The organism is Paenibacillus sp. FSL R7-0333 (assembly GCF_038000365.1).
Classification (GTDB): domain Bacteria; phylum Bacillota; class Bacilli; order Paenibacillales; family Paenibacillaceae; genus Paenibacillus_AQ; species Paenibacillus_AQ silagei.
The window spans coordinates 6,529,183-6,546,612 of record NZ_JBBOBZ010000001.1 but is presented as its reverse complement, the minus strand read 5'-3'; the positions used below and the strand labels follow the sequence as shown (position 1 = coordinate 6,546,612).

The following is a 17,430-nucleotide window of genomic DNA, read 5'->3' as shown; positions in this document are numbered from 1 at the left end:
TCAGGAAAAGTAGGCGTATAAGGGCAATTACCAGAGAGAATAACCGCTTAAGGGCAAACGCCCTTGCAGGCTGGGAGTTATTCATTTGTCTGCCGCTGAAGATGCACCTGTGAGCTGCGTGGTTGAATGTCCTTGTGCGGGGCTGTAGACTGTGCCGGGCTGTCGCCGTTACTGACACCAAGAGGAACACCGGATACAGCGGCTGCGAAGTTTAACAGCTCTGGCATATACGAATGTTCAAGCAGAGTGGGACCGCGGTTAAACGTCTCTGCAGCTATCATGCTGCAGGGGCGTTTTTTGTTGAAATATAAGAATGTAACTTGAAATATAGCATCCAAAGAAGAGGGGAACCGCGATGTTTAAGCATATCAAGTCGGACATTCGGGCAGTATTCGACAATGATCCCGCTGCCCGCAGCAGGTTCGAGGTCGTCTTCACCTACGCCGGGCTTCATGCGATCTGGGCACACCGGATGGCCCACTCTTTTTACAAACGCCGTTGGTTTACCCTGGCACGCATGGTCTCTCAGATCAGCCGGTTCATGACGGGAGTGGAGATCCATCCGGGCGCGGTCATCGGTAGCCGGTTGTTTATTGACCACGGAATGGGTATTGTCATTGGTGAGACCTGTGAGATTGGCGATGATGTTATTATCTATCAGGGAGTTACACTCGGGGGGACCGGCAAAGAGAAAGGCAAGCGGCACCCTACCGTCGGCAACAATGTAGTCATCGGCTCTGGTGCCAAAGTACTGGGTTCCTTCCGGATCGGCGATAATTCTAATATCGGCTCTAACGCAGTCGTGTTGCGTGAAGTGCCTAACAACAGCACGGTAGTAGGCAATCCCGGGCGTGTGGTTAAGCGTAACGGCGAACGAGTATCAGACCGGCTGGATCATACCAAGATGCCTGACCCGCTGGTAGATTCCCTCAAATTCCTGCAGAAGGAGATCGAGGAGCTAAGAGAACAGATGGGTGCTGAAGATAAGCAGAAGAAGGAACAGCGGCGGCTCGAAAGCCAGCAATATATCGGCGATTATGAAATTTAAGCGTACCGGCATTTCAGAAATCCGGGGACAATAGAAAGGGTTGGGACAAGAATGGCTTTGCACATTTACAACACAATGACGCGCACGAAGGAAGAATTTGTACCGCAGGAGCCGGATAAGGTGAAGATGTACGTCTGCGGACCCACGGTCTACGGCTATATGCATATCGGGAATGCAAGACCGGTCATTGTTTTTGACATGGTGCGCAACTACCTGGAGACGCTTGGAAATGAGGTCCGCTATCTGACAAATTTCACCGATGTGGATGATAAAATGATCCGCAAGGCGGAGGAGCTGAACATCACCGTAGCCGAGGTTGCCGAAATGTTCATTGCCGCCTACCAGGAGGATCTGGCCGGGCTGGGCGTGAAGCCGGCGACGATGAATCCGCGCGTTACGGAGAGCATGGACACGATTATCGAGTTCATTAAGGAGCTTGAAGACAAAGGCTACGCGTATGAGAACGGCGGAGATGTGTATTACCGTACCGGCAAATTTGCCAATTACGGCAAGCTGTCCCGTCAGAATCTGGAGGAGCTGCGCTTCGGGATCCGTGTCGAGGTGGATTCGCGCAAGGAGAACCAGGAGGATTTCGTACTCTGGAAGGCAGCCAAGCCGGGCGAAGTGCACTGGTCCAGTCCATGGGGAGAGGGCCGTCCAGGCTGGCATATTGAATGCTCGGCGATGGTGCGTGAATATTTGGGTACAACGATCGACATTCACGGCGGCGGAGAGGATTTGAAATTCCCGCATCATGAATGCGAATGTGCCCAGACCGAAGCGCTGACGGGTGAACCGCTGTCGAATTACTGGATGCATAATGCTTTTCTGAATATCGGTGACGAGAAAATGTCAAAGTCGCTGGGGAATGGCCTCCTCGTGAAGGATATCCGCGCGCGCTTCAAGCAGGGTGCTATCCGTTACTTCATGCTATCCAGCCATTACCGCAATCCGCTGAACTTCACCGAGGAAGCACTGCTGTCTGCTGAGAAAAGCGTAGAGCGGATCGCTCTGGCTCAAGGCAATGTGAAGCATCGCCTTGAACTGGCGGCGGAGGGGACAAAGGGTGAAGCAAGTCCGCAGGTTACGGAGCGGCTGGCCGCTATCCTTAGCAGCTTCCATGCGCGGATGCAGGATGATTTCAATACACCGGACGCTATCACGGCGGTGTTCGACTGGGTGAGCCTGGCGAACCTTACGCTTGCTGATCCTGAGGCGAATCCGGCTGACTTCGCCGCGCTGCTGAAGGCTTTTGCCGAGATGAATGCGGTGCTTCGCCTCACGGTAGAGGCTGAGGAAGAAGTGGCAAGTGAAGAGGTGGAACGCCTGATTGCAGAGCGTGTGGAGGCGCGCAAGAACAAGAACTGGAGCCGGTCGGATGAAATCCGCGATGAGCTGAATGCGCTGGGAATTCTGCTGGAAGATACTCCACAGGGAATGCGGTGGCGGCGCAAATGAACGGGCTGTTTGATCTGAACCGCGCCTGGTTCCCGTATGAACCCTCTAAGCCGGCCCATCTGCTGCCTCCAATCGTTCTTGCTTATGCAGGTGACGCTATCTACGAAGTTGCAGTCCGGCAGTATCTGATCTCGCTGCCTAATTTGCGCCCCCAGCATCTGCACCGGTCGGCGACCGGACTGGTCTCCGCCAGAGCTCAGAGCAACATTCTTGCTTATCTGGACCCAGTGCTCACCGAGGATGAGAAGGATGTGGTCAGACGGGGGCGCAATGCCAAATCCGGCAGCATTCCCAAAAATGCGGATGTGCTGGAATACCGCCACGCCACTGCTTTTGAATGCATGATCGGCTATTTATATTACACAGGACAGCAAGCGAGAATCCAGGAGCTTGTTCACAGCAGTATCGAATATATGATGCACCGCCCCAAGTGAGTATACAGAACAGGAGATAAAACAATGGAAGAATTGAGAACTGAAGAGGAAATACTGGCAGGCAAGCATTCGGTGCTTGAAGCCCTTAGAGCGGGACGTACACTCAACAAAATATGGATCGCTGAAACTGCACAGAAGCACCTGACCGCACCTATCGTTGCGGAAGCGCGCAAGGCGGGCATTGTCATTCAGCATGTAGACAAGCGCAAGCTGGATCAGCTTGCACCGGGCGTTCAGCACCAGGGAGTGGTGGCGCAAGCGGCGCCTTTTGCCTATACAGAGGTTGCTGATATTCTGGCGATAGCTGAAGCTAAGGGAGAACCGCCGTTTCTGCTCCTGCTGGACGAAATTGAAGATCCGCATAACCTCGGGTCTATCCTGCGTACGGCTGACTGCACAGGGGTGCACGGAGTCATTGTGCCGAAGCGCCGCTCTGCGCAGATTACTGCTACCGTATCCAAGACCTCGGCTGGTGCAGTCGAATATGTGCCTGTGGCCCGCGTAACGAATCTTGGACAGACCATTGACCGGCTGAAGGAGCTGGGAGTCTGGGTAGTCGGCACGGATGTGGATACCGATCAGAATCTGTTCGGATCTGATATTGTCACCGGGCCGGTAGCAGTGGTGATCGGCAATGAGAACAAGGGGATGGGCCGCCTGATCCGTGAGAAATGCGATGTGCTGCTTAAGCTGCCGATGGCCGGAAGAATCAACTCTCTGAATGCTTCAGTAGCAGCGGGCGTAATCATGTACGAGGTACTCCGCCGCCGCCAAGAACAGGGATAACTATGGCAGACTGGCGCGATATCCTGCTCGTGGACGGATACAACATGATCGGCGGCTGGCCGGAGCTTGCGGCATTGTCGCAGACCGGTATGCAGGGGGCACGCGACCGGCTGCTCGATATGCTGGCCGATTATCAGGCGTTCTCCGGGCTGCGCGTCATTGCCGTATTCGATGCCTACCGTGTGCCGGGACTGGGCAGGTCGTTTGAACAAGGGAAGATCCAGGTCTTCTTCACCAAGGAGAAGGAAACGGCAGATGAATGCATCGAACGGTTGGTTGGGGAATTCACGCACCGCCGCAGACAGATCTCGGTAGCCACCAGCGATTTTGTGGAGCAGCATGTCGTTTTTGCCCAGGGCGCACTCCGGATTTCAGCCAGGGAACTGAGGCTTGAGATTGAGGAGAACCAGAAGCAGGTGAAGAAGGCGATCGAGCCGGGAAGCGTGAGCGGGACCCGTCATTCGCTTGAAGACAAGCTGCCGCCGGAGACACGTAAACGGCTGGAGGACTGGCGCAGACAGTAGGACAGAAATAGCAGTTGCCCCTCACAAGGAAATGACATAATATGTTATTGAAGATTGTTTTTGGACAAATCCGGTTGACGGTGTAAGGTAACATAATATATACTGTTCCTATATTTCGAGAAGTAACGATGTGTCTTGCGTTGCAGCCGGGGGGATTCTTGGTGAGTGTCGACCTCAAGGAATTAATGCTGTCCGAGTATGATTTCATAAGTGATGAAGAAATTGTCGAGATCTTCCGTGGTGGCGACAGTGGCGCATTGGAGCATTTAATTAACAAGTACCGTAATTTTGTGCGTGCCAAGGCCCGTTCCTATTTTTTGATCGGGGCAGATCGTGAAGATATTGTGCAGGAAGGCATGATTGGCTTATACAAGGCCATCCGTGACTTCAAGGGTGACAAGCTGTCATCGTTCAAGGCCTTTGCCGAGCTGTGCATCACCCGTCAGATTATAACCGCCATTAAGACCGCTACCCGCCAGAAGCATATTCCGCTTAATTCATATGTCTCGTTAGACAAGCCCATCTATGATGAGGACTCCGACCGGACATTGATGGATGTGATATGCGGAAGTCAGGTGCTGGATCCGGAAGAGCTGATTATCAACCAGGAGGAGTTCATCGGACTGGAAGATAAGATGGCTGAGATTCTGAGTGATTTGGAACGCAAGGTTCTGATGCTCTATCTGGACGGACGGTCCTATCAGGAGATTGCCGAGGATTTGAAGCGGCATGTGAAGTCCATTGACAATGCCTTGCAGCGAGTGAAACGTAAATTGGAAAGATATCTGGAAGTGCGTGACAATTAATGATATAATGACTAGGAAGGCTCGGGACTCGAGTCTTTTTTTAGTGTCCGCTAGATTTGGATACGGCGAATTTGCGATGGGTGAAGCGTTGGAGGATGGCAGGTTTATACACAAGCGAATTGCAGCATAATGATTATGGATGACAGCTAGCGGTAAAAGAAGAAGCAGGATCAAAGATGACTTATGGCATAAGGCTACAGCACCCGGAATTACCCAGTGCGATGGGGGAAACTTTCGTTGACACAGACATTGATATTATGCTAAAGTGTTTTAGGTAGGCCTAAATTCGCGGCTTTTTTTTGAATCAATATCTACGTCTTCTAATTTGATGATTAGAAGTACGTCTTCGGGAGGTGCACATCATGCGGGTAATTATCACTTTGGCTTGTACAAGTTGCAAACAAAGAAACTATGCAACAACCAAAAACAAGCGAAATCACCCCGACCGCTTGGAGATGAAGAAATTTTGCAAGTTCTGTAACGAGCAAACTCCTCATCGCGAAACCAGATAGTCTTTTGGAGGTGTAGTCGGCGTGAAACGTAGTTTCAAGTCTTTGTTTTCCTTTTTCACTGAGAGCTGGAGTGAACTCAAAAAGGTTCGCTGGCCTAGCCGTAAAGAACTGAAGAACTATACATTGATCGTTCTCGGTACAATTGTAGTTATTTCGCTTTACTTCTGGGTTCTGGACATCGGTATTTCCGCTGTGATTGAAGCGATTATTTAGAGAGGTCCCAGGTGGCTTGATATGGAAAAAAGATGGTACGTTGTTCATACCTATTCCGGGTATGAGAATAAGGTCAAGGCCAATTTGGAAAAACGCGTTGAGTCCATGGGCATGGAAGACAAAATATTCCGCGTTCTTGTTCCTATGGAAGAAGAGCTGGTAAACAAGGATGGCAAGAAAAAAACTGTCATGCGCAAAGTTTACCCTGGTTACGTTTTGGTCGAAATGGTTCAGACTGATGATTCCTGGTATGTTGTCCGCAATACGCCGGGCGTTACCGGATTTGTCGGTTCAACTGGTTCGGGCTCTAAGCCTACCGCTCTGCTACCCGAAGAGGTTGAACAGATTCTGAAGCATATGGGCATGGTTGAACCTAAAGCGAAGATTGATTTCGAAATTAAGGAATCCGTACGTATTATGGTCGGTCCATTTGCGAATTTTGTGGGCTCCGTGGAAGAAATTTTGGCAGACAAAAGCAAGATCAAGGTACATGTCAACATGTTTGGACGGGAAACCCCGCTGGAGTTGGATTTCACTCAAGTGGAGAAGATATAACAAGCACAAGGGTTTCTTGTGGGAGAATGCTGTTTAGCATTCGAATACCACTATTTACGCAAGGAGGTGTCACTCATGGCTAAAAAAGTTATTAAAATGGTGAAACTGCAGATTCCTGCAGGGAAAGCGAATCCAGCGCCTCCAGTAGGTCCGGCGTTAGGTCAAGCGGGTGTCAACATCATGGCATTCTGTAAGGAATTCAACGCTCGTACTGCCGACCAGGCTGGTCTGATCATCCCGGTTGAAATTACAGTATTTGAAGACCGTTCGTTTACCTTTATCACCAAAACTCCTCCGGCTGCTGTTCTGCTTCGCATCGCTGCAAAAGTAGAAAAAGGCTCCGGTGAACCAAACAAGAAAAAAGTAGCGAAGCTGGGCCGCGCAGCGGTTCGTGAAATCGCTGAAACCAAAATGCCCGATCTGAACGCTGCATCTGTTGAAGCTGCAATGCGTATGGTTGAAGGTACTGCCCGCAGTATGGGAATCACAATCGAAGACTAATATGTATTCGATGAACCGGTCATTCATGACCGCAATATGTGGGAGGAATTTCCGCTAACACCACAAAGGAGGAACATTTCATGGCTAAACATGGTAAGAAGTACCAAGAATCCGCGAAGCTGATCAACAGCGAAGCGACTTACGAGCCTTCAGAAGCTGTAGAGCTTGTGAAAAAGGCGGCAACTGCCAAATTCGACGAAACCGTTGAAGCAGCAGTTCGTCTGGGTGTAGACCCGCGTAAACAAGACCAGGCAGTTCGTGGTGTTGTTGTCCTGCCTCACGGCACAGGCAAAACTCAACGTGTGCTTGTATTTGCAAAAGGTGAAAAAGCGAAGGAAGCGGAAGCTGCTGGCGCTGATTTTGTTGGTGATGCTGATATGATCAACAAGATTCAACAGGGCTGGTTCGAATTCGACGTCTGCGTAGCTACACCTGATATGATGAGTGAAGTCGGTAAACTGGGTCGTCTGCTCGGTGGTAAAGGTCTCATGCCTAACCCTAAAGCAGGTACAGTTACTTTCGACGTTACCAAGGCTGTTCAAGAAATCAAAGCCGGTAAGATCGAATACCGTCTTGACAAAGCGGGCCAAATTCACGCGCCAATCGGCAAAGTGTCTTTCAACGCTGAACAACTGAACGAGAACCTTAAAGCTCTTATGGACGCTCTGAACCGTGCGAAACCGGCTGCTGCCAAAGGTGTATACCTTAAAGGCATCGCTATTTCGTCCACAATGGGACCTAGCGCTCGTGTGAACGCGGCTGCTTTCAGATAATTAAAGGTTGACTCCTAGAGTTATCTTTGATAATCTATAACAGTTGTAAACATTAAGGTGATCAATCTTAAATGTGAATATGCTTACCGTAGACAGTAGGTGCCGTAGGGCTTAATTTCCTACCGAGGTGTTGTGATAGAAACAAAAAGTGCCAGGCTCGCCTGATTAACTTTCCGTTTTATCAAGCCTTCGTGAATCTGCGGAGGCTTTTCTAATGCCTGCGTAGGAACGGCGGGGTTTCTCCGGAGTAACCGCCGTGACATAAATTTTCAGGAGGTGTATATAATTGGCAAATGCAAAAGTAATCCAAGCTAAACAGGATGCGGTTGATGTTGTGACTGGCAAACTGCAGAACAGTGTCTCCACTGTTGTTGCAGACTACCGCGGATTGAACGTATCGCAAGTGACTGAACTGCGTAAGCAGCTTCGTGAAGCTGGCGTTGAGTTTCAAGTCCTGAAGAACACATTGCTTCGCCGTGCAACTGCGGCAGCTGAGCTGACTGATCTGGACGCTGTCCTGACGGGTCCTACAGCGATCGCATTCAGCGAGACTGATGCGGTAGTAGCAGCTAAGATTCTGAATGACTTCGCTAAGAAGAACGACGCTTTGAAACTGAAAGGCGGCGTTGTAGAAGGTAAAGTTATCGATGCGGACCAACTGAAAGCACTGGCTGAACTGCCATCCCGCGATGGTTTGCTCTCCATGCTGCTTAGCGTGCTTCAAGCTCCAATGCGCAACTTCGCGCTTGCAGTTAAAGCTGTTGCTGAGAAAGAAGAACAAAGCGCGTAAGCCTTTGCTTCCTGCTTCATAATCAAGACCACAAACCAATTCAAATATAATGGAGGTTCAATCATGAGCAAAGAAACAATCTTAGAAGAAATTAAAGGCATGAGCGTACTGGAACTGAACGACCTGGTAAAAGCAATCGAAGAAGAATTCGGCGTAACTGCAGCAGCTCCAGTAGCAGCTGGCGGCGCTGTAGCAGCTGTTGAAGCTGAACAGTCCGAATTCGACGTAATTTTGACAAGCGCTGGCGCTTCCAAAATCAACGTTATCAAAATCGTTCGCGAAATCACAGGTCTTGGCTTGAAAGAAGCTAAAGAAGTTGTAGACAACGCTCCAAAAGCAATCAAAGAAAAAGTAAGCAAAGAAGAAGCCGAAGCTACCAAAGCAAAATTGGAAGAAGCAGGCGCAGTTGTAGAAGTAAAATAAGTTGATTCAATAGGTACTGCCCCGGAGCAGAAGTCATTCTCTCCGGTTTCCGCAACCCCCTTGAACTTGTTCAAGGGGGTTGCTCTATAAGGGAGCCTTGCAGGTATATGTAGTTCAACGTGAAAGGGAGGATGGTATGTCGCAGCATTATTACTCGCAGCAGCCGGAAGCGCGTCATGACAGACGCAGCATCGATACGGAGCTGAGAGGCAAACGCCTCCGCTTTACCAGCGACGCCGGTGTTTTTTCTAAAGGAGATATTGATCATGGAAGCCGTGTTCTGATTGAGGCGATGGAGATTCCGGAGGATGCGAAGGTACTGGATGTGGGTTGTGGTTACGGGCCTATAGGGATTAGTGCGGCGCATCTCGCTTCCAAGGGACATGTGACGATGATTGATATCAACAGCCGTGCGGTAGAGCTTGCCCGCGAGAATGCGCAGCATAATGGAATCCGCAATGTTACGGTGATGGAAAGTGATGTGCTATCGGTAGTAAAGGGGCAGGCCTTTGATGTGATTCTAACCAACCCGCCGATTCGCGCCGGCAAGGCCGTAGTGCATGCGATTTTTGAACAGGCGTATGATCATTTGAATGAGGGCGGTTGTCTGTGGGTTGTCATTCAGAAGAAGCAGGGTGCGCCGTCGGCGGTTGCCAAGCTGGAGAGTATGTTTGCGGTGGTAGAAGAAGTAGGGAAAGACAAGGGCTATAGAATCTTAAAAGCTCAGAAATAAATAATAATACTCATTGACATGCGATGTCCATAGTGGTATTATTATAAAATGTCAGTATTAAGCTAGGCTCCATGTCTTTAGTTTGCTGAAATGTCAAGTGATATATTGTCGCCCGGTAAGCGCATGCCGCACGGCAGGTTTTTGCGAATTCCGTTCTCTATGTTCCTGTCACGGCGAAGGTCGCCGGGGCAATAGATAATAGCGCATGAACTGTAGCCTGGTGACGTATAATACGCACGTTTTGGGCAAATCTACTGGATAAGGAGTATTTTGGCCGTGGATAGATGTGCTCTTTTTTCGAAAGATTTCGATAAGGGGCTTTTCTGTATTTATGGCTGAATCCTTGTGTTATGGTTCCATTATACGGGTCCAAACAAGGGTTCGCAATCAATTTTTAAGTGAGTAGACATGAGGGGTGAGTAAAGTTGGCAGGACATCTTGTTCAGTATGGTCGACGCACTCGGCGGAGCTATGCGAGAATTAACGAGGTACTCGAGGTCCCGAACCTGATCGAGATCCAACAAAAATCTTATGATTGGTTTTTGGAGGAAGGATTGCGGGAAATGTTCCAGGACATCTCGCCGATCCAGGATTTCACAGGGAATTTGGTACTAGAGTTCATTGATTACAGCCTGGGTGAACCGAAGTACACGGTTGACGACGCTAAAGAGCGGGACGTAACATATGCAGCACCTCTGCGTGTGAAGGTGCGTCTCATCAATAAGGAGACCGGTGAGGTTAAAGAGCAGGAAGTGTTCATGGGAGATTTCCCTCTGATGACGGAAACCGGCACTTTTATTATCAATGGTGCGGAACGGGTTATTGTCAGCCAGTTGGTTCGCTCTCCAAGCGTCTATTTCAGCACAAAAGTGGATAAGAACGGCAAAAAAACTTACACCGCCACAGTAATTCCAAATCGCGGAGCCTGGCTGGAGCTTGAGACCGACGCTAAGGACATCATGTATGTCCGTATCGACCGGACTCGTAAGATCCCGGTAACAGTCCTCTTGCGTGCTCTGGGCTTCGGCAGTGATGCTGAAATTCTGGAACTGCTTGGCAATGATGAATATATTCGCAACACGCTGGATAAAGACAACACGGATTCCACGGAGAAGGCGCTTATTGAAATCTACGAGCGTCTGCGTCCGGGCGAACCACCTACACTTGATAATGCCAAGAGCTTACTGGTCGCACGTTTCTTTGACCCGAAGCGTTATGATTTGGCCAATGTAGGCCGTTACAAAATCAATAAAAAGCTGCATATTAAGAATCGTCTGTTCAATCAGCGTCTGGCACAGCCTTTGGTTGATGAGTCTACCGGAGAAATTCTGGCAGAATCCGGCCAAATGGTGGACCGCCGCCTGCTTGATGAGCTGATTCCTTATTTCGAGAAGAGTATGGCTGCCAAAAACTACCGTGTAACCGGCGGTGTAATGGACAGTGAAGATATTCCGCTTCAGACCATTGACGTATTCTCGCCAATCGAAGAAGGCCGTATCATCAAACTGATCGCCAATGGCAACATTGATAAATCGGTTAAGCATATTACTCAGGCTGATATTATATCCTCAATCAGCTACTTTATTAATTTGCTGCATGGTATCGGCAACACGGATGATATTGACCATCTGGGTAACCGCCGTCTGCGTTCTGTAGGTGAGCTTCTGCAGAATCAGTTCCGGATCGGTCTATCCCGTATGGAGCGCGTAGTCCGCGAGAGAATGTCGATTCAGGATGCCAATGCGATTACACCGCAGGCGCTGATTAACATCCGTCCGGTTATCGCATCCATCAAAGAGTTCTTCGGCAGTTCGCAGCTGTCCCAGTTCATGGATCAGACGAACCCGCTTGCCGAGCTTACGCATAAGCGCCGTCTGTCTGCACTCGGACCCGGCGGTCTGACTCGTGAACGCGCAGGTTTTGAAGTCCGCGACGTCCATCACAGTCACTATGGCCGTATGTGTCCTATCGAGACTCCGGAAGGTCCGAATATCGGTCTGATCAACTCCTTGTCCACCTTCGCCCGCATCAATGAATACGGCTTTATCGAAGCTCCGTATCGTTGGGTAGATCCGAAGACAGGCAAGGTAACTGAGCAAATCGATTATCTGACTGCCGATGAAGAAGATAACTATGTAGTTGCACAGGCGAATGTACTGATCGATGAGGATGGCTCCTTTAAGGAAGACCAGGTTATCGTTCGTTACAACAAGGATTCAGACAACATCACTACTATGCCTAGCAACCGTGTAGACTACATGGACGTTTCGCCAAAACAGGTCGTATCGGTCGCAACGGCGCTCATTCCGTTCCTTGAGAACGATGACTCCAACCGCGCACTGATGGGATCGAACATGCAGCGTCAGGCTGTTCCGCTTCTTATTCCTAAGGCTCCGCTTGTAGGGACAGGGATGGAGCATAAGTCTGCTAAAGACTCCGGCGTATGTATTGTCTCCAAATATGACGGTATTATCGAACGCTCCTCTGCCAATGAAATCTGGCTGCGCCGTGTTGAGGCAGTTGAAGGCAAGGAAGTCAAAGGCGATATCGTTAAATATAAATTACACAAATTCATGCGTTCGAACCAGGGTACCTGTATTAACCAGCGTCCACTGGCTAAACGTGGGGATATCGTCAAAAAAGGTGACATCCTGGCAGATGGACCTTCCACAGAAATGGGCGAACTTGCGCTTGGCCGCAACGTAGTCGTTGCGTTCATGACTTGGGAAGGCTACAACTACGAGGATGCGATCCTGCTGAGTGAGAAGCTGGTGAAGGAAGATGTATACACTTCGATCCACATCGAGGAATACGAATCCGAAGCCCGTGATACGAAGCTCGGACCTGAAGAGATCACACGTGATATTCCTAACGTCGGTGAAGAGGCGCTCCGCAATCTGGATGAGCGCGGAATTATCCGTATCGGTGCGGAAATCAATGCCGGCGATATTCTGGTAGGTAAGGTTACTCCGAAGGGTGTAACTGAGCTGACTGCTGAGGAACGCCTGCTGCATGCGATCTTCGGTGAGAAGGCCCGTGAAGTTCGTGATACCTCCCTGCGTGTTCCGCATGGTAGTGATGGTATTATCGTTGACGTCAAAGTATTCACACGTGAGAACGGCGATGAGCTGCCTCCTGGCGTGAATCAGCTGGTTCGTGTCTACATCGCCCAGAAGCGTAAAATTTCTGAAGGTGACAAGATGGCCGGACGTCACGGTAACAAGGGTGTCGTTGCCCGTATCCTGCCAGAAGAAGATATGCCGTTCCTTCCTGACGGTACGCCGGTACAGGTTGTCCTGAACCCGCTGGGCGTTCCTTCCCGTATGAACATCGGACAGGTGCTTGAAGTCCATATTGGTATGGCTGCACTGCGTCTGGGTATCCACGTGGCTACTCCGGTATTCGACGGAGCCCGTGAGTATGACGTGTTCGATACGATGGAAGAAGCCGGTATGCAGCGTAATGGTAAGACTGTGCTGTATGACGGACGTACAGGCGAGCGCTTCGAGCGTGAGGTTACTGTCGGCGTCATGCACATGATCAAGCTCGCGCACATGGTTGACGATAAGATTCATGCCCGTTCCACAGGTCCTTACTCACTCGTTACACAACAGCCACTGGGCGGTAAAGCTCAGTTCGGCGGACAGCGTTTCGGGGAGATGGAAGTGTGGGCGCTTGAAGCTTACGGCGCGGCGTATACACTGCAAGAGATTTTGACCGTGAAATCCGATGATGTGGTCGGCCGTGTGAAAACGTACGAATCCATTGTCAAAGGTGAAAATGTTCCAGAACCGGGTGTACCGGAATCGTTCAAGGTATTGATCAAGGAACTGCAGTCGCTCGGGATGGATGTCAAAATCCTCAGCGGTGACGAGCAGGAGATCGAGATGAAGGAACTGGACGATGAGGACGAGACGTCAGGCGATAAGCTGAGCCTCAATTTGGAAGGCGCAGAAGTTGGCATAGAGTAGTTCACCAGCAAGCCAATAATTTCATTACACAAAGGACCATGCCCTCTGTTGACTTCAGCGTCAAGAGAGGGCTGTGGTACTAAATCAGGATATAGGTTAAGGAGGGTTGCTCCTTGTTGGACGTTAACAATTTTGAATTTATGAAAATCGGGCTCGCTTCCCCGGAAAAAATTCGTTCTTGGTCCCGCGGAGAAGTTAAAAAACCGGAAACCATTAACTATCGTACATTGAAACCGGAAAAAGAGGGTCTCTTTTGCGAACGTATTTTTGGACCGCAAAAGGACTGGGAATGTCACTGTGGTAAATACAAACGCGTCCGTTATAAGGGCGTAGTGTGCGACCGCTGCGGCGTGGAAGTTACCCGCGCTAAAGTCCGCCGCGAACGTATGGGCCACATCGAACTGGCAGCTCCTGTATCTCATATCTGGTATTTCAAAGGTATTCCAAGCCGTATGGGTCTGGCACTGGATATGTCTCCTAGATCGCTCGAAGAGATTATCTACTTTGCATCTTATGTTGTAACTGATCCAGGGGAAACTCCGCTGGAGAAGAAGCAGCTGTTGTCCGAGAAAGAATACCGCAGCTACCGTGAGAAATATGGCTACGGATTCCAGGCCGGCATGGGTGCAGAAGCTGTCAAAAAGCTGCTTCAGGATATCGACATCGATAAAGAACTGGAATTCCTCAAAGAAGAGCTGCGTACCGCTCAAGGCCAGCGCCGCAACCGGGCAATCAAACGTCTTGAAGTCATTGAGGCCTTCCGCAACTCCGGCAACAAGCCTGACTGGATGATCATGGATGTACTCCCGGTTATCCCTCCGGAGCTTCGTCCAATGGTTCAGCTTGATGGCGGCCGTTTTGCTACGTCTGACCTTAATGACCTGTACCGCCGTGTAATTAACCGGAACAACCGTCTGAAAAGACTGCTGGACCTCGGCGCGCCTGACATTATCGTTCAGAATGAGAAACGGATGCTTCAGGAAGCTGTAGATGCGCTGATTGACAACGGCCGCCGCGGCCGTCCTGTAACAGGACCAGGTAACCGTCCGCTCAAATCGCTCAGCCATATGCTGAAAGGTAAACAGGGACGTTTCCGCCAGAACTTGCTCGGTAAACGTGTTGACTATTCCGGCCGTTCGGTTATCGTCGTAGGACCTTATCTGAAGATGTACCAATGCGGTCTTCCTAAGAAGATGGCACTGGAGCTGTTCAAACCGTTTGTAATGAAAGAACTGGTTAACAAAGGGCTAGCCCACAACATAAAGAGCGCGAAGCGTAAGGTTGAGCGCGTAAGTCCTGAAGTATGGGATGTGCTTGAAGAGGTAATCAGAGAGCATCCGGTTCTGCTGAACCGTGCCCCTACGCTGCATAGACTGGGTATCCAGGCGTTCGAACCGATTCTGGTAGAAGGTCACGCGATCCGTCTTCACCCGCTCGTATGTACGGCTTACAATGCCGACTTTGACGGTGACCAGATGGCGGTACACGTTCCTCTGTCCGCTGAGGCTCAAGCTGAAGCCCGTATTCTCATGCTGGCGTCCGGTAACATCCTGAACCCTAAGGACGGCAAGCCGGTCGTTACCCCTTCCCAGGATATGGTCCTTGGTACGTTCTACCTGACCATGGACAACAAGGAAGAAAAGGGTACCGGGATGATCCTGCGTAACGTGAATGAAGCGGTCTCTGCTTATCAGCGCGGAACTGCAGGTCTGCATGCACGTGTTGCTATTCCTGTTAAGGCTCTGGGTAAAACCAGCTTCACAGAAGCGCAGCAGAATGCTCTGCTGATCACTACTGTGGGTAAGATTATCTTCAACGAAATCTATCCAAGCAGCTTCCCGTATATCAACGAAGCTACCAAAACTAACCTGCTGCAGGGAACTCCTGAGAAGTACTTCATCTATGAAAAGGGTGCGGATGTCCGCGAACTGATCATGGCAGCTCCGGAAGCCAGTGCTGTAGGTAAGGAATATCTGGGCCTCATTATCGCCCGCTGCTTTGAGACGTATCACACCACCAAGACTTCAGTGATTCTGGATAAAATTAAGCAACTCGGCTTTACGTACTCTACACGTTCCGGTGTTACGGTTGCCGTATCGGATGTTATCGTGCCTGAGGAAAAAGCTACCATTCTTAAGGAATCCGAAGCTAAGGTTGATGTGGTTGCGAATCAATACCGCCGTGGTCTGATTACCAATGATGAGCGGTATGACCGCGTTATCGAGATTTGGTCGAAGACCAAGGATGATCTGACTAACGTATTGCTTAAATCAATGGACCGCTTCAACTCCATCATGCTCATGGTCGACTCCAAGGCGCGTGGTAACAAATCGCAGATCACCCAGCTCGGTGGGATGCGTGGTCTGATGGCAACACCTTCGGGCCGAATCTTTGAATTGCCAATCAAAGCGAACTTCCGCGAAGGCCTAACCGTCCTCGAGTACTTTATCTCCACTCACGGAGCGCGTAAAGGTCTGGCCGATACAGCGCTGCGTACAGCGGATTCCGGGTACCTGACACGCCGTCTGGTTGACGTAGCGCAGGATGTTATTGTCCGTGAAGAAGATTGTGGTACTGATAAAGGCTTCATGGTTAGCCGGATTCAGGATGGCAAGGAAGTCATTGAGGATCTCTACGACCGTATTGAAGGCCGTTATTCCTTCGAGACCGTCCGTCATCCTGAGACGAAGGAAATCATCGTTCACCGTAACGATCTGATTGACTCGGATAAGGCTGAAGAAATCGTGAATGCTGGCGTTACCAAGCTGCAGATCCGCTCTGTACTCAGCTGCCGTGCCCGTCACGGTGTCTGCAAGAAGTGCTACGGACGTAACCTGGCAACAGGTAAATTCGTGGAAATCGGGGAAGCTGTCGGTATTATTGCCGCACAATCCATCGGTGAACCGGGAACACAGCTTACCATGCGTACGTTCCATACCGGTGGTGTAGCCGGAGACGATATTACGCAAGGTTTGCCGCGTATCCAGGAGCTGTTTGAAGCCCGTAACCCTAAAGGTCAGGCTACAATCAGTGAGATTGACGGGGTAGTTAAGGAAATCCGTGAAACCAAGGACCGCCGCGAAATCGAAGTCCAGGGTGAAGCAGAGTCCAAAACGTATTCCATCACTTACGGCTCCCGTCTGCGTGTCAGCGAAGGCCAGGAGATTGAGGCCGGCGATGAATTAACAGACGGTTCAATTGACCCTAAAGAAATGCTGCGTATCAAAGGGATCCGCGGGGTACAGAACTACATTCTGCAAGAAGTACAGCGTGTATACCGTAACCAGGGCGTTGAAATCAATGATAAGCACATTGAAGTTATGATCAAGCAGATGCTGCGCAAAATCCGCATTATCGATGCTGGAGATACCAGTCTCCTGCCGGGTGCATTTGCGGATATTCATGAATATGAAGCAGCCAACAAGGAAGCCATTCTTGCCGGAAATGAACCAGCAGTCGCCAAACCGGTTCTGCTCGGGATTACCAAGGCCTCCCTGGAAACTGATTCATTCCTGTCTGCGGCATCCTTCCAGGAAACTACGCGCGTCTTAACAGATGCAGCTATTAAGGGTAAAGTGGATAAGCTGCTCGGTCTGAAAGAGAATGTAATCATCGGTAAGCTGATTCCTGCAGGAACTGGCATGAATCGTTACCGTAATGTGAAGCTGAGCGATCCGAATGCTGAAAGCAATGAAGAAGCTTTAGAGCCGGTACCCGCTGAATAATTGAATACTCATGGCAAGCAGTATCCGCGTGACGCAGAAATCTGGCGTGACGCGGCTGTCTGCTGTGATTATTAATAAATTTATTGTCGTTTTTCTTGACATCATGTGCTGAGGATGCTAATATGTCTAAGGTGCGTGAGTAGTCTTGTCATTCTTATTCAGTGGAGGTAATGATTTT

16 protein-coding genes and 1 other annotated feature are annotated in these 17,430 nt (G+C 50.0%); all 16 genes read left to right on the top strand.

Annotated features, from left to right (window positions below; translation table 11 throughout):
* The first annotated feature begins 355 nt into the window (after nucleotides 1-355).
* The 16 genes from cysE (at nucleotide 356) to rpoC (ending at nucleotide 17,252) form a co-directional block, all read left to right on the top strand.
* The gene (cysE, locus tag MKY86_RS27955; protein ID WP_076081729.1) at nucleotides 356-1,048 is read left to right on the top strand and encodes a serine O-acetyltransferase; all 693 of its coding nucleotides are present in this window, start codon (nucleotides 356-358) and stop codon (nucleotides 1,046-1,048) included.
* Nucleotides 1,049-1,099: 51 nt separating this feature from the next.
* Nucleotides 1,100-2,506: a cysteine--tRNA ligase gene (gene cysS / locus MKY86_RS27950; RefSeq protein WP_076081730.1), complete on the top strand. Its 1,407-nt coding sequence runs from the start codon at nucleotides 1,100-1,102 to the stop codon at nucleotides 2,504-2,506.
* Nucleotides 2,503-2,940, top strand: coding sequence for a Mini-ribonuclease 3 (locus MKY86_RS27945; protein ID WP_036721873.1), 438 nt, complete (start codon nucleotides 2,503-2,505; stop codon nucleotides 2,938-2,940). Before cysS ends, MKY86_RS27945 begins: the two co-directional genes overlap by 4 nt.
* A 24-nt stretch (nucleotides 2,941-2,964) precedes the next feature.
* Nucleotides 2,965-3,726, top strand: a complete 762-nt coding sequence (rlmB, locus tag MKY86_RS27940) for a 23S rRNA (guanosine(2251)-2'-O)-methyltransferase RlmB (RefSeq protein WP_076081731.1) — start codon at nucleotides 2,965-2,967, stop codon at nucleotides 3,724-3,726.
* Nucleotides 3,727-3,728: 2 nt separating this feature from the next.
* Nucleotides 3,729-4,250 (top strand): NYN domain-containing protein, encoded by a 522-nt coding sequence (locus MKY86_RS27935; protein WP_036692346.1) that lies wholly within the window; start codon nucleotides 3,729-3,731, stop codon nucleotides 4,248-4,250.
* A 161-nt stretch (nucleotides 4,251-4,411) separates the two neighbouring features.
* Complete coding sequence (gene sigH / locus MKY86_RS27930) at nucleotides 4,412-5,056, top strand: RNA polymerase sporulation sigma factor SigH (RefSeq protein ID WP_036692348.1); 645 nt, start codon at nucleotides 4,412-4,414, stop codon at nucleotides 5,054-5,056.
* Between the two features lie 362 nt (nucleotides 5,057-5,418).
* Entirely contained in the window at nucleotides 5,419-5,568 is a 150-nt protein-coding gene (gene rpmG / locus MKY86_RS27925; RefSeq protein WP_074086515.1) for a 50S ribosomal protein L33, read from the top strand.
* A 21-nt stretch (nucleotides 5,569-5,589) separates the two neighbouring features.
* The gene (secE, locus tag MKY86_RS27920; RefSeq protein WP_036692354.1) at nucleotides 5,590-5,781 is read left to right on the top strand and encodes a preprotein translocase subunit SecE; all 192 of its coding nucleotides are present in this window, start codon (nucleotides 5,590-5,592) and stop codon (nucleotides 5,779-5,781) included.
* 21 nt (nucleotides 5,782-5,802) lie between these two features.
* Nucleotides 5,803-6,336, top strand: a complete 534-nt coding sequence (gene nusG, locus MKY86_RS27915) for a transcription termination/antitermination protein NusG (protein WP_020427084.1) — start codon at nucleotides 5,803-5,805, stop codon at nucleotides 6,334-6,336.
* 75 nt (nucleotides 6,337-6,411) lie between these two features.
* Nucleotides 6,412-6,837: a 50S ribosomal protein L11 gene (rplK, locus tag MKY86_RS27910; protein WP_019908208.1), complete on the top strand. Its 426-nt coding sequence runs from the start codon at nucleotides 6,412-6,414 to the stop codon at nucleotides 6,835-6,837.
* 80 nt (nucleotides 6,838-6,917) lie between these two features.
* Nucleotides 6,918-7,610 (top strand): 50S ribosomal protein L1, encoded by a 693-nt coding sequence (gene rplA, locus MKY86_RS27905; protein ID WP_036692357.1) that lies wholly within the window; start codon nucleotides 6,918-6,920, stop codon nucleotides 7,608-7,610.
* Between the two features lie 68 nt (nucleotides 7,611-7,678).
* Nucleotides 7,679-7,832: a sequence feature (ribosomal protein L10 leader region), on the top strand.
* Between the two features lie 64 nt (nucleotides 7,833-7,896).
* Entirely contained in the window at nucleotides 7,897-8,400 is a 504-nt protein-coding gene (gene rplJ, locus MKY86_RS27900; protein WP_036721864.1) for a 50S ribosomal protein L10, read from the top strand.
* Nucleotides 8,401-8,463: 63 nt separating this feature from the next.
* The gene (gene rplL / locus MKY86_RS27895; RefSeq protein WP_036692360.1) at nucleotides 8,464-8,823 is read left to right on the top strand and encodes a 50S ribosomal protein L7/L12; all 360 of its coding nucleotides are present in this window, start codon (nucleotides 8,464-8,466) and stop codon (nucleotides 8,821-8,823) included.
* Nucleotides 8,824-8,959: 136 nt separating this feature from the next.
* Entirely contained in the window at nucleotides 8,960-9,556 is a 597-nt protein-coding gene (locus MKY86_RS27890; RefSeq protein WP_076081732.1) for a class I SAM-dependent methyltransferase, read from the top strand.
* A gap of 425 nt (nucleotides 9,557-9,981) precedes the next feature.
* On the top strand, nucleotides 9,982-13,527 hold the full coding sequence (gene rpoB / locus MKY86_RS27885) for a DNA-directed RNA polymerase subunit beta (protein ID WP_036721858.1): 3,546 nt from the start codon (nucleotides 9,982-9,984) through the stop codon (nucleotides 13,525-13,527).
* A gap of 113 nt (nucleotides 13,528-13,640) precedes the next feature.
* Nucleotides 13,641-17,252 carry a DNA-directed RNA polymerase subunit beta' gene (gene rpoC, locus MKY86_RS27880; RefSeq protein ID WP_076081733.1) on the top strand — a complete coding sequence of 1,204 codons (3,612 nt, stop codon included), beginning with the start codon at nucleotides 13,641-13,643 and terminating at the stop codon, nucleotides 17,250-17,252.
* The last annotated feature ends 178 nt before the right edge of the window (nucleotides 17,253-17,430 follow it).

Coding starts and splice junctions, on each gene's coding strand:
- cysS (WP_076081730.1), top strand. CDS start 1,100: ATGGCTTTGCACATTTACAACACAATGACGCGCACGAAGGAAGAATTT.
- MKY86_RS27890 (WP_076081732.1), top strand. CDS start 8,960: ATGTCGCAGCATTATTACTCGCAGCAGCCGGAAGCGCGTCATGACAGA.
- cysE (WP_076081729.1), top strand. CDS start 356: ATGTTTAAGCATATCAAGTCGGACATTCGGGCAGTATTCGACAATGAT.
- rlmB (WP_076081731.1), top strand. CDS start 2,965: ATGGAAGAATTGAGAACTGAAGAGGAAATACTGGCAGGCAAGCATTCG.
- nusG (WP_020427084.1), top strand. CDS start 5,803: ATGGAAAAAAGATGGTACGTTGTTCATACCTATTCCGGGTATGAGAAT.
- rplL (WP_036692360.1), top strand. CDS start 8,464: ATGAGCAAAGAAACAATCTTAGAAGAAATTAAAGGCATGAGCGTACTG.
- rpmG (WP_074086515.1), top strand. CDS start 5,419: ATGCGGGTAATTATCACTTTGGCTTGTACAAGTTGCAAACAAAGAAAC.
- rplK (WP_019908208.1), top strand. CDS start 6,412: ATGGCTAAAAAAGTTATTAAAATGGTGAAACTGCAGATTCCTGCAGGG.
- rplA (WP_036692357.1), top strand. CDS start 6,918: ATGGCTAAACATGGTAAGAAGTACCAAGAATCCGCGAAGCTGATCAAC.
- MKY86_RS27945 (WP_036721873.1), top strand. CDS start 2,503: ATGAACGGGCTGTTTGATCTGAACCGCGCCTGGTTCCCGTATGAACCC.
- MKY86_RS27935 (WP_036692346.1), top strand. CDS start 3,729: ATGGCAGACTGGCGCGATATCCTGCTCGTGGACGGATACAACATGATC.